The sequence below is a fragment of the Streptomyces sp. cg35 genome, assembly GCF_050410835.1.
In the GTDB taxonomy this organism is placed as follows: Bacteria; Actinomycetota; Actinomycetes; order Streptomycetales; family Streptomycetaceae; genus Streptomyces.
The window spans coordinates 2240479-2252809 of record NZ_CP191268.1; the positions used below are offsets into that span (position 1 = coordinate 2240479).

Here is a 12331-nt window from a genome sequence, read left to right on the forward strand (position 1 = left end):
GGCTGGTTCGGTTCGAGAGGTGACGCTAGGCCGCTCCCCTCGCCTGTCCCTCGCGCTCCGCTGGAGCGCGAGCGCCGCTCGTGCGCGGCTCTCGACCGGTCCATGGCCGGCGCGGGCCCGACGGTGCAGGAGGCGCACGGAAACGGAATGACGTACTCCGTCAGGGCAGAGCAGAAATCTAGGAGCGCTGCACCGGCCGGAGTTAGCTTTCCGGCCACTGAAGGGATACGGGTGATCTTCGATGGAGCTCCGGATACTGGGATCGATAGAACTCTGGACGGGCAGCGCGCTGGCCGATATCGGCCCCGCACGGCAACGCAGCATCCTCGGCGCCCTGTTGGTCGACCCCGAACGGCCGGTGCCGCTGGAGTCCCTCGTCGACCGCGTATGGGGGGACCGGCCGCCCGCGGGGGTCCGCAACGTCGTCCACACCTACGTCACCCGGCTGCGCCGGGCGCTCGCCCGGGCCTCGGCCGAGCTGCCCGAGCCGATCGGTCTGGTCAGATCGCCGGCCGGCTATCTGGTCTCGGCGGATCTCGGCGCCGTGGACCTGGTGCGGTTCCGCCGACTGCTCAAGAACGCCCAGCAGGAGACCCTCGGCGACCAGGAACGCAGCGCGCTGCTCCAGCAGGCCCTGACCATGTGGCGGGGCGACGCGCTGGGCGGCATGCACAGCGAATGGGCGGCCCGGGTCCGCGAGACGCTGCGGCAGCTGCACCATGAGGCGCTCAGTCAGTGGGCGGACACCGAGATCCGGCTGGAGCGGCCCGGCGCCGTCCTCGCGGAGCTCCGCGCCGCGCTGCTGACCGACCCGCTCTCCGAGCAGCTCGGCGAACGCCTCATGCTCGCCCTCTACTTGGAAGGGCGCAGCGTCGACGCGCTTGAGCACTACCAGTCGATGCGCCGCTTGATCGCCAAGGAACTCGGCACGGACCCGTCGCGCCGGGTGCAGCAGCTCTACGAGACGATCCTGCGCGGCGAGGCGGCCGCTCCCCCGCCGCCGCCCGAGCGGAGCGCCGACGCGCTCGGCGCCGGGACGCCGCAGCTCCTCGTCCCGCCCCGGCCCGCCGTCGTCGTCCCGCAGATGCTGCCGGTGGACCTGCCCGACTTCACGGGGCGCGAACGCGAACTCGACCTGGTCCAGAAGACCTTGACGCGGACGTCCGCATCGCAGCCGCCCGCTGTCCTGATCGTCGGCGGCGGAGGTGTCGGCAAGACGGCGCTGGCCGTCCGTCTGAGCCATCGACTCCAATCCGCCTTCCCCGACGGCCAGTTGTACGCGGCGCTGCGCGGCAGCGGGGCCCGTCCGGCGGATCCGCACGCGGTGCTGGGACGGCTGCTGCGCGCGCTGGGCACGGACCCCGACCAGATCCCGGCCGACCCCGACGAGCGCGCCGAGGTCTACCGACTGGCCCTCGCCGGGCGCCAGTTGCTGATCACGCTCGACGACGCGGTCGACGACGAACAGGTGCAGCCGCTGCTGCCGGGCAGCGGGGACACCGCGGTGCTGCTCACCAGCAGGGGCCGGCTCAGCACTCCGCTGGGCGCCCGCGTCCTGCAACTGGCGGAGCTGCCGCACGGGCACAGTGTGCGGCTGCTGGCCCGGATGCTGGGCGCGGAGCGGGTCACCCAGGAGCCGGCCGCGGCCGCCGCGATCGCCCGGTACTGCGGCGGACTGCCGCTGGCCCTGCGCGCCGCGGCCGTACGGCTCAACGCCCGGCCCCACTGGTCGCTGCGCCGCTACGCGGAACGGCTGAGCGACGAGGAGCGGCGGCTCGACGAGCTGGCGCACAGCTCGCTGAGCGTGCGGGCCAGCTTCACGGTGTCGTACAACGCGCTGCCCGACGACGCCCGCGAGGTGCTGCGCTGCCTGGCCGACCTGCCGGTGTCCGAGTTCGACGCCCATCTGGCGTGCCCGGTGCTCGGCAAGGACTTCGCCACGGTCGAGGACGCCTGCGAGCAGTTGGTGGAGGCGCACTTCCTGACCGTGGCCGAGGCCGCCGTGGCCGATCTGCCCACCCGCTACCGGCTCGACGGTCTGCAGCGCAGCTTCGCGAACGAGCTCAGGGCGGACCGGACGGGCCCGGTGAGCGAGGGCGTGCGGCTGCCTGTTTAGGCCGCCGACCTGGGAGTACAGCCCTCGTCAAGAGGCGCTCCAGTCCCGCGCCCATCCCGGTGTCCGAAGGTCTATCCGAAGGCCCCGACGCGACAGGGCAGAACAGAGAGGGATCGCTATGGCTCTTCCGGACGCTCCCCAGGCCGTGCTGCCGGACCTCGGCGAGACCGACTCGGACCTCCGGCCGCCGGCACCGGTGCGCACACCCACGATGGCGGACCTGACCGACGAGCTCACCGCCCGCCGGGCGGAGGCCCACTTCGGTCACGACCCGGAGGCCGATGCCCGCCATCTCTCCAAGGGCAAGCTGCTGGCCCGTCAGCGCATCGAGCACCTGCTCGATCCGGGCACGTTCACCGAACTCGGTCTGTTCGCCGAGCACCGGGCGACGGGCTTCGGGATGGAGGACTCGCACCCCGAGGGCGACGGCGTGATCACCGGCTGGGGCGAGATCGACGGCCGTACGGTCTTCGTCTTCGCCCATGACGCCCGGGTCCGCGGCGGTGCGCTCGGCGCGACGTTCGCCGCGAAGATCCACCAGCTCCTCGACTTCGCCGACTCCGTCGGCGCCCCGGTCGTCGGCCTCAACGACGGCGGCGGCGCCCGCATCCAGGAGGGCATCGACGCGCTGGCCGGCTTCGGCAAGCTCTTCGCCCGCAACGTCCGCGCCTCGGGCGTGGTGCCGCAGATCAGTGTCGTGCTCGGCTCCTGCGCGGGCGGCGCGGTCTACTCACCGGCCCTCACCGACTACACGTTCATGGTCGAGGGCATGGCCAACATGTTCATCACCGGGCCCGACGTGGTGCAGGCGGTGACCGGCGAGAAGGTCACGCAGGAGGAGCTCGGCGGCGCGTACACCCACGGCACACGCACCGGCGTGGCGAGCTTCGTGGCCCAGGACGAGGAGTCCTGCTTCGAGGGCGTGCGGGAACTGCTCTCCTACCTGCCGTCGAACAACGCCGAGACGCCGCCCTACGTGCGGCCCCTGGACGAACCGGACCGGCGCTGCGAGGAACTGCTGCGTCTGGTGCCGGTCGACGACCGGACGCCGTACGACATCAGGACGGTCATCGGCCACATCGTCGACGACGGCGACTACCTGGAGGTCCAGGAGGGCTGGGCGCCGAACATCGTGTGCGCCATGGCCCGCCTGGACGGCCACACGGTGGGCATCGTCGGCAACCAGCCCGCCGCCATGGCAGGCGTGCTGGACATCGACTCCTCGGAGAAGGCCGCCCGGTTCGTGCGCACCTGCGACGCGTTCAACATCCCGCTGGTGACGCTGGTCGACGTGCCGGGGTTCATGCCCGGGACCGACCAGGAGCACAACGCGATCATCCGGCGCGGCGCGAAGCTCCTGTACGCGTACTGCGAGGCGACGGTGCCGCGTGTGCAGGTCATCCTGCGCAAGGCGTTCGGCGGCGCCTACATCGTCATGGACTCGAAGTCGATCGGCTCCGACCTGTCGTTCGCCTGGCCGTCCAACCAGACGGCCGTGATGGGCGCCGACGGCGCGGCCAACATCATCTTCCGCCGGCAGATCAGTGCGGCGGCGGAGCCGGAGAAGCTGCGCCGGGAGCTGGTCGCCGAGTACACCGAGCAGCTGATGAACCCGTTCGTCGCCGCCCGGCGCGGTCACGTCGACGACGTCATCGATCCGGCGGACACCCGGCGGGTGCTGATCAAGTCCCTGGACATGCTGCGCACCAAGCGGGCCCGCCAGCCCCTGCGCAAGCACGGCAACGAGCCGCTGTGAGCACGCCCCGGACCCCTCCGCTGTCGGTGCTGCGGGGCAACCCCACACCGGAGGAACTGGCCGCCGTGCTGGTCGCGCTCGCCGCACTGCGCCGTGGCCCCGACGTGCCGGAGCCGCCGCCGGCCGCCCGCCGCGGCTGGGGCCGGCCGACCGCCTGGCACCGCCCCGAGCCCGCCGCCGCACCGGACGCGGCCGGCTGGCAGCGCACCCCCGCACCGACTCACGGAAGGAGTACCTGATGACCGGTCGGACCGGCTCCGTCAGCCCCGGCACGCCGACCGGCTGCCTGGCCATGTTCCCCGGGCAGGGCTCGCAACGGCCCGGCATGGCCCGGCACCTGCTCGACGCCCATCCCTCGGCCCGGCGGCTGTTCGCGCAGGCCGACGAGATCCTCGGCCTGCCGCTGTCCCGGATCTGCGTGACCGGAACCGCCGAGGAACTCGCCCGCACCGAGATCACCCAGCCCGCGATCGCCACGACCAGTCTCGCCGTGTGGCACCTGCTGGAGGCCGCCGGTTACCGGCCCGCGGCGACCGCGGGCCACAGCCTCGGCGAGTATCCGACCCTGGTGGCCGCCGGGGTGCTGTCCCTGGAGTCGGCCCTGGAGCTGGTGCGGTTGCGCGGCCGGCTGATGGGCGACGTGGCCCGCCAGGTGCCCGGCGCGATGGCGGCCGTCCTCGGCCTGCCCGCGGACCAGGTGCTGGCCGCCTGCGGCAGCGCCGAGGGCGTCGGCCTGGTCCAGGTCGCGAACTACAACGAGCCGCTGCAGACCGTCATCTCGGGGCACGCCCGCGCCGTCGAGGAGGCCGGCCGGGCCGCGCTGGACGCCGGCGCCGAGCGGGTCGTGCCGCTGGACGTGGGCGCCCCCTTCCACTGCTCGCTGATGAGCGCGGTGGAGGAGGAGTTCACCGAGGCGCTCGCCGCCCGGCCGTTCGCCGACCCCGTCGTGCCCGTGATCAGTTCGGTCACCGGCACCTACGTCCGCTCGGGCGAGGAGGCCCGGGAACTGCTGCGGCGTCAGCTCACCGGCCCCGTCCGCTGGGTCGAGGTGCTGCGCACCGCCGCCCGGCACCCGGTGAGCGCGTACACCGAGATCGGCCCCGGCCGGGTACTCAGCGGCCTCGCCCGCCGGACGCTCGACGAGGTCCGCACCCGCTCCACCGGGGACCCGCGTCGCCTGACGGCGCTGTACGGCGCCCTGGCGCAGGAGACGTGGCAGGAGCCGGTCGCGTCCTGACACCTCACGAACCGCCGGCCCGCGGGCCGGTCGCACCACCCCGGTCCGTCCCACACCAGCAACCGTTCACAAAGGGGAAAGACACATGTCGTACGACGGGAAAGACTTCGGCTCCATCGTCCAGGAGGCCGTCGCCGACGCGCTGGGCATCGACCTCGAGGAGGTCGTGCCCGAGGCGACCCTGCTGGGCGACCTCGACGCCGAGTCCATCGACCTGCTCGACGTCCTGTTCCGCATCGAGCGGGCGTCGGACGTGAAGATCAAGGTCGCGGACATCGCCGAACTGCTCCAGGGCGGCATACCCGACGAGGAGTTCGCCGACGAGGACGACATCATCAACGCGGTCGGGCTCGCCCAGCTCAAGAAGTCCCTGCCGCAGATCGACGTGCAGGAGCTGGCCGGCAAGCTCACGGCGGACGAGGTGCTGACCCTGTTCACCGTGCAGAACCTGACGGACCTGGTGACCGAGCGTGCCTCGCTCGCCACAGCCGCTGCGTGAACCGGGCGCGGGGCGGTCGCCGGGCCGTCCCGCCCCGCCGCCGCTGCGCGTACGGACGGGGATGGACCTGGCGGAGGTGTCCCGGATCGAGGAGTTGATGATCAGTCAACCCGAGCTCCGGGAAAGGGTGTTCACCACTCGCGAACTGTCCTACTGCTACCGACACCGGCGGGCCGGCGAGCACCTCGCCGGCCGCTGGGCCGCCAAGGAGGCCGTCCTCAAGTGCCTCGGGACCGGAATGGGCCCGCGCATGGAGTGGACGGACATCGAGATCGTCAACGACCGCGGCGGCCGCCCCCGGGTGCGGCTGCACGGTGAGGTCGAGGCGGTCGCCCGGTCCCTCGGGATGCACCAGATCGACATCTCCCTGAGTCACAGCGGAGGTCTCGCCGTGGCGCACGCGGTCCTGGTGTGCCTGACCGGCGCCGCCGCCCCGGCTCCCGAACCGCAGCCGCCCACCCGCACCACGCCGGACACGGCACCGGCCCCCACCACAGACACGGCAGAAGGAGACGATCGGCATGAGGCTTGACGGCCGGACCGCGCAGCTCGGCCTGGGGCGGTCACAGACCGAGGAGGCGCCGCGATGAACCGCAGAGTGGTCGTCACCGGCGTGGGCGCCGTCACGCCGCTGGGCAACGACGCGCCGAGCACCTGGCAGGGGCTGGCCGAAGGGCGCAGCGGAGTGGGCCAGTTGACCTCGATCGACACCACCGGCTTCGAGGTGACCATCGCGGGCGAGGTCAAGGACTTCGACCTCGCCGACGCCGTGCCCGACTCGGTCGGCCTGCGCCATCTGCTGCGGCCGGGCACGTTCGGCGTCGGCGCGGCCTGGGAGGCGCTGCGCGACGCCGGGGTCGACAAGCAGACGTACGACGGCGCGGACATGGGCGTGGCCATGGGCGCGAGCGTGGACCGGCCGAACCTGCAGTGGCTGGTGGACGTCGGGGCGCTGCGCGAGGAGACCGGCCGCGACGACGCGTTCCTCACCTACGGGCCCTCGGACTCCCTGGCCTACAGCCAGAGCATCGCGACCGCGGCGATGGCCCGGATGCTGGACGCGACCGGGCCCATGCTCGGGGTGTCCACCGCCTGCTCGGGCTCCGGGCACGCCATCGGCGAGGCCTTCCGCACCCTCCAGGAGGGCGACGCGACGCTCATGCTCGCGGGCGGCTACGACTCGCTGACGTCCTGGCTCGACCTGGTGGGCTTCAGTCTGCTGGGCGCGCTGACGAAGGAGTACAACGACGATCCGCAGCGGGCCAGCCGCCCCTTCGACGGCAAGCGGTCCGGGTTCGTCCTCGGGGAGGGCGGCGTCGTCCTCGTCCTGGAGGAACTGGAGGCGGCCCGAGCTCGTGGGGCGCACATCCTCGCCGAGATCGAGGGCTACGGCACCAGCCTGAACGCCTGGCGGGTCACCGACTCGCCGCCGGACGGCAGCGGGGCCATCGAGTCCATGCAGGGCGCGATCGCCGACGCCGGTCTCGAACCGTCCGACATCGACTACGTGGTGGCGCACGGCACCAGCACCCACGGCAACGACCTGTCCGAGACCACGGCGATCAAGAAGGTGTTCGGCGACGACGCCCAGCGGCTGCTGATCAGCTCGCCGAAGTCGATGGCCGGTCATCTCACGTCCGCCGGCGCCTCGTTGAGCATGTTTGCCGCGATCGGGGCGATCAACCACGGCCTGGTGCCGCCGACCATCAACCAGGAGACGCCCGACCGCCGGCTCGGCCTCGACTTCGTCCCGAACACGGCGCGCGAGAAGGACGTGCGGCACGCCCTCGTCAACGCGTTCGCCTTCGGCGGCACCAACGTCGGTCTGGTCGTGGGGCGTTACGAGGAGGAGCAGCGATGAGCGGCACCGAACGCCAGGTCGTCATCAGCGGCATGGGCCTGCTGACCGCGCTGGGGGAAGGCCCCGAGGCCAACTGGAAGGCGCTGGTGGCCGGCGAGTCCGGGATCGGCCCGATCCGGGAGTACGATCCGTCGCCGCTGCAGACCCGGCTGGGCGGCGAGATACCCGACTTCGACGCCACCCGGTTCGCCACCAGGCGCCAGCTGCGCACCATCAACCGCGGTGACCGGCTCGCGCTGGCCGCCGCCCGGCTCGCCCTCGACGACGCGGGCCTGCCGCACAACCAGGCCGGCGGCGACGAGCTCGGCCACCGGGCCGGCCTGTACCTCGGGGGCAACAAGTCGATCGGCCGGATGGAGCAGCTGATCGACGAGCTGAAGGTCATCCGCCGCCCGGACGGCACGGCCGACCTGGCCCACCTCGGCCGGCACGGTGACGTCATCATGCCCCCGCTGTTCTTCGTCGAAGGGCTGCAGCCCGGCGCGGTGTTCAACATCTCGCAGACGTACGGCATCCGGGGTTCCAGCACCTTCTTCGCGGGCTACGCGGACGCGGGTGCCACGGCGATCGGCCGGGCCATGCGCGCGGTGCGCCGCGGGGACGCGGACGTGGCGATCGCGGGCGGCTACGACGACGCCACCAGCTGGTGGTCGATGACGCTGCTCGACCGGCTCGGCGTGCTGACCACCCGCAACGACCGCGGGCAGGAGGCGTACCGGCCCTTCGACCGGGAGCGCAGCGGAGCGGTCCCCGGCGAGGGCGCCGCGCTGCTGGTGCTGGAGGAGAAGCAGGCGGCGCTGCGCCGCGGCGCCCGCATCTACGCCGAGCTGACCGGCTACGGCGCCGGCACCGACTGCCGTACGCCGCCGGCGCCGGACGCCGAGGGCCGCGGCCTTTCGCGGGCGGTGCGGTACGCGCTGCGCGACGCCCGGCTGGCCGCCGACGACCTCGGCTACATCGCCGCGGACGGCTCCGGCACCCGGCTCGGGGACTCCTCCGAGAGCGCCGCCCTGCGCACCGCGCTGGGCTCGGCCGCCGGGTCCGTGCCGGTCAGCACCGTCAAGCCGCAGACGGGCCATCTCGTCGGCGGCGGCGGTGCGCTGAACGCCGCCGTGTGCGCGCTGGCCCTGCACCACGGGACGGTGCCCGCGACCCTCAACCTCGACAGCCCCGACCCGGAGTGCGCGCTGGACCACGTCCGCGGCAGCGCCCGGGAGTCCGCGCCCGCGCACGCGCTGGCGCTGGCCCGGGGCATCGAGGGGCAGGCCGTCGCCCTGAGCCTGTCCAGGCCCTCATGAGCGGCCGAACAGCCCCGTCCGGAAAGAGCCGGAAAGGGCCGGAGAGGGCCAGAGAGGGAAGCAGACGCATGACTGACGTTCCTGACCAGACGGTCCGCGTCGTGATCGCCTCCGTGGGGGCGATCACCTCGCAGGGCGGTTCGGCCGAGGCCCTGTGGGACGGGGTGCGCGCGGGGCGCGTGGCGATCTCGCCCGTGCGCGGCCTGTCCATGGACGGCTACCAGACCACGGTGGGCGGCGAGATCACCGAGCCTCCCTTCCCCGCTCACGACTACGCTCCGGGCTCCGACGCCCGGGACGCCTCCGTCGACTTCGCGCTGACCGCCGCCGAGGAGGCCATGGCCGGCTCGGGTCTGCGGGTCGGCGCGGACATCCCGGCCGAGCGCTGGGGCGTCTCGTACGGCACCTGCCACGGCGGCTGGCGCAGCGCCGAACTCGCCCTGCGCGAGGTGCAGGAGGGCCGTACGCCCGACTGGCACCGCTACACGTACGTGCCGCCGCACGCCGCCGCGGAGGCGCTCTCGGCCGCCTTCGGCCTCAAGGGGCCGGTGCTCAGCGCCAACACGGCCTGCGCGTCCAGCGCGCACGCGCTCGCCCACGCCCTGGACGTGATCCGGGCGGGCCGGGCCGACGCGATGCTCGTCGGCGGCAGCGACGCCTTCACCGAGTCGGCGTTCGCCGGGTTCAGCAGCCTGGAGTCGCTCTCCGTGCGGCCGGCGGCCCCCTACTCCAAGGACCGGTCGGGGCTGTCGCTGGGCGAGGGCAGCGGCATGCTCCTGCTGCTGTCGCAGGAGGCGGCCGAGCGCACCGGCGCTCCGGTCGTCGCGGAGGTGCTGGGCTACGGCCTGTCCGCGGACGGCCACCACCCGACGGCGCCGCACCCCGAGGGCGAGGGCGCGGCCCGGGCGATCAGGGCGGCCCTCTCCGCATCGGGCCTGGCCCCCGACGACGTGCGGTACGTCAACGGGCACGGCACCGGCACTCCGAAGAACGACGCGGCGGAGAGCAACGCGGTGCGTGCCGCGCTCGGCGAGGCCGCCGAGAAGACCGCGCTGTCCAGCACCAAGTCGATGATCGGCCATCTGCTCGGCGCGGCCGGCGCGGTGGAGGGCATCGTCACGGTGCTGGCCCTGCGCGACCAGGTGGCGCCGCCCACCGCGTCCTTCACCGGAGTGGATCCGCAGTGCGGACTCGACCCGGTGGCGGAGGCGGGCCGCCCGATGGTGCTGGACACCGCGCTGTCCAACAACTTCGGGTTCGCCGGCGCCAACGCCACCGTCGCCTTCGCCCGCCCCGGCGGCCCCGGCGTGCCGGCTCCGGCCGTCGGACCGGACGACGTCGTGGTGACCGGGTTCGGTGTGATCACCTCGGCCGGCGAGGGGGCCGAGGCGCTCTGGGAGGCGTACGCGGCCGGGCAGCGGCAGGGTGCGCCGGAGGACGGACTGCGCCTGGCCCGGGTCGAGTTCGACCGCTCGGCCGCCGGCTCGCCCAAGGCCCGCCGGCGCATGGACCGGGTCTCCCAGCTCGCCGTCGCCGCGTGCCGGGCCGCCCTGCAGCACGCGGGGGCGGACGGCGACGCGGACGCCCTTACCGCGACCGGCGTGGTGGTCGGCACCGGGATCGGGCCGATGGAGAGCAGCGAGCGGTTCACCGTCCCGGTGCTGTCCTCGGGCGCGCAGGCCGCGAACCCGGCCGTGTTCCCGGCCACCGTGTTCAACGGCGCGGCCGGCCAGGTCGCCATGGCGCTGGGGACCAAAGGGCCGACGTCGACGCTGACTTCGGGGCACGCGGCGGGCGCCGCCGCCCTGGGCGTCGCGTACGACATGCTGCGCGCCGGGCGTGCCGAGCGCCTGCTGGTGCCGGCGGTGGAGGCGTTCTCACCGGCCACGCTGGACGCGTACCGCGGTATCCCGCTGTTCGGTTCGGCGGCCGGGCGCCGGTACACGCTCGCCGAGGCCGGCATCACGCTGGTGCTGGAGCGCCGGGCGAGCGCCGAGCGGCGCGGCGCCCCGATCCACGCCGTGGTCCTGGGTCACGCGACCGCGTCGGACGCGTGCGGCATCGGCCGCTGGGACCCGTCCGGCGACGGCGTGGAGCGGGCGATGCGCGAGGCGCTGCGATCCGCCGGGCTCGGACCTGACCATGTCTCGGCCGTCTGGGCGAACGCGGCGGGTCTGGCCACCGCCGACCGTCCCGAACAGGCCGCTGTGGAGCGGGTGTTCGACCTGGACCGGGTGCGGCTGGAGACCCCGAAGCGGGTGCTCGGCGAGCCGGTCGGCGCGGGGGCCCATCTGTCGGCGGTCCTCGCCGTCGGTGCCTGGCGCGAGGGCGGGGCGCACCGCCCGGTCCTGGTCAACAGCTCGTCCCTCGGCGGCACCCACACCTCGCTCGTCCTGTCCCCCGCCCCCCTTCATGGAACGGAGTCCGGCCGATGACCGCCGCGTACGACGTGAAGATCCTGTCCACCGGCGGCTATGTGCCCGGTGATCCGCTGGACAACGCCACGCTGGAGAAGTACGTCGGGCCGCTGCCGGACGACGTCCTCGACGGCATCCAGGTCAAGACCCGGTACTGGATGATCGACCCGGCCACCGGCAAGCACGTGATCAACAACAGCCGGATGGCCGAGCGGGCCTCTCGGCAGGCCCTGGAGCGGGCCGGGGTGGAGCCCGGCGAGGTCGATCTGATCGTGGTGTGCACCGCGACCCCGGAGTACACGCTGCCCAACGTCGCCACCACCCTGCAGCACTACCTGGGCCTGGAGAGCGTCGCCGCGATCGAGATCCGCGGGGCCTGCGCGGGCTGGGTGCAGGCGCTGGACCTGGCCCGGCGGCAGCTGGCCGACGGGACGGCGCGCACCGCCCTCGTGGTGGGCAGTGAGTCGGTCTCGCCGCTGATGGCGCCGCTCTTCCTGGACAAGGAACCGGATCGCGTGCGGATGCGCGACCGGCTGACGCTGTACACGTTCGGCGACGGCGCGGGGGCCGTGGTGCTGCGGGCCGAGCCGGCGGGCACGTCGTCGGACGCGTCCACGTTCGTCAACGCCTGTGTGGGCGGTCTGCGCAAGCCCGGCATGGAGATCATCGGCGGCGGTACGGACGTGTCGCAGGCGGAGCAGCTGCGCCGGCGCCAGCTGATCCAGATGAAGATCGACGTGCCCGGCACCTCGACGTTCGGACCGCAGGTGTTCGTCCGCGCGATCCAGGAGATGGCGCGCAAGGAGGGCCGGGCGATCGGGGAGTTCGACGCGATCGTGCTGCCCGAGGGCAACGCCGACTACTTCGCCGAGGAGTACCGGGCCGCCGGACTGCCCGCCGAGGACAACGAGGCGCTCACCGGACGGATCGTGGAGAACCTCGCCGATGTCGGGGCCACCGGTTCGGCCGCGGTGCCGCTGTCGCTGGACGCGGGCTGGACCTCGGGACGGATCAAGCCCGGCGACCGGATCGTGCTGCTGGGCATCGAGGCCAGCCGGTACGTCTACACCGGGCTCTCGGTGACCTGGCAGGCAGCGCTCCCGGCCTGAGCGGCCGACACCCCGGACATTCAGACACACTTTCAGGA

General features: G+C 73.4%; 10 protein-coding genes. All 10 read left to right on the forward strand.

Going from position 1 to position 12331, the window contains the following annotated elements; translation table 11 throughout:
• Window positions 1-241: 241 nt before the first annotated feature.
• The 10 genes from ACQUQD_RS10325 to ACQUQD_RS10370 all read left to right on the forward strand — a co-directional run bounded on the left by ACQUQD_RS10325 (window position 242) and on the right by ACQUQD_RS10370 (window position 12293).
• The gene (locus tag ACQUQD_RS10325) at window positions 242-2116 is read left to right on the forward strand and encodes a BTAD domain-containing putative transcriptional regulator (RefSeq protein ID WP_428951745.1); all 1875 of its coding nucleotides are present in this window, start codon (window positions 242-244) and stop codon (window positions 2114-2116) included.
• Window positions 2117-2327: 211 nt separating this feature from the next.
• Window positions 2328-3872, forward strand: a complete 1545-nt coding sequence (locus ACQUQD_RS10330; protein WP_428957511.1) for an acyl-CoA carboxylase subunit beta — start codon at window positions 2328-2330, stop codon at window positions 3870-3872.
• On the forward strand, window positions 3869-4111 hold the full coding sequence (locus ACQUQD_RS10335) for an acyl-CoA carboxylase epsilon subunit (protein ID WP_428951746.1): 243 nt from the start codon (window positions 3869-3871) through the stop codon (window positions 4109-4111). The genes ACQUQD_RS10330 and ACQUQD_RS10335 overlap by 4 nt, the downstream gene beginning before the upstream one ends.
• Window positions 4111-5109 carry an ACP S-malonyltransferase gene (fabD, locus tag ACQUQD_RS10340; protein ID WP_428951747.1) on the forward strand — a complete coding sequence of 333 codons (999 nt, stop codon included), beginning with the start codon at window positions 4111-4113 and terminating at the stop codon, window positions 5107-5109. The genes ACQUQD_RS10335 and fabD overlap by 1 nt, the downstream gene beginning before the upstream one ends.
• 85 nt (window positions 5110-5194) lie before the next feature.
• Complete coding sequence (locus tag ACQUQD_RS10345; RefSeq protein WP_428951748.1) at window positions 5195-5608, forward strand: acyl carrier protein; 414 nt, start codon at window positions 5195-5197, stop codon at window positions 5606-5608.
• Window positions 5580-6140, forward strand: coding sequence for a holo-ACP synthase (gene acpS, locus ACQUQD_RS10350; protein WP_428951749.1), 561 nt, complete (start codon window positions 5580-5582; stop codon window positions 6138-6140). Before ACQUQD_RS10345 ends, acpS begins: the two co-directional genes overlap by 29 nt.
• Window positions 6141-6194: 54 nt before the next feature.
• On the forward strand, window positions 6195-7469 hold the full coding sequence (locus tag ACQUQD_RS10355; protein ID WP_428951750.1) for a beta-ketoacyl-[acyl-carrier-protein] synthase family protein: 1275 nt from the start codon (window positions 6195-6197) through the stop codon (window positions 7467-7469).
• Complete coding sequence (locus tag ACQUQD_RS10360) at window positions 7466-8767, forward strand: beta-ketoacyl-[acyl-carrier-protein] synthase family protein (protein ID WP_428951751.1); 1302 nt, start codon at window positions 7466-7468, stop codon at window positions 8765-8767. The genes ACQUQD_RS10355 and ACQUQD_RS10360 overlap by 4 nt, the downstream gene beginning before the upstream one ends.
• Before the next feature lie 68 nt (window positions 8768-8835).
• Window positions 8836-11202 (forward strand): beta-ketoacyl synthase N-terminal-like domain-containing protein, encoded by a 2367-nt coding sequence (locus ACQUQD_RS10365; protein WP_428951752.1) that lies wholly within the window; start codon window positions 8836-8838, stop codon window positions 11200-11202.
• Window positions 11199-12293: a 3-oxoacyl-ACP synthase III family protein gene (locus tag ACQUQD_RS10370; RefSeq protein ID WP_428951753.1), complete on the forward strand. Its 1095-nt coding sequence runs from the start codon at window positions 11199-11201 to the stop codon at window positions 12291-12293. Before ACQUQD_RS10365 ends, ACQUQD_RS10370 begins: the two co-directional genes overlap by 4 nt.
• The last annotated feature ends 38 nt before the right edge of the window (window positions 12294-12331 follow it).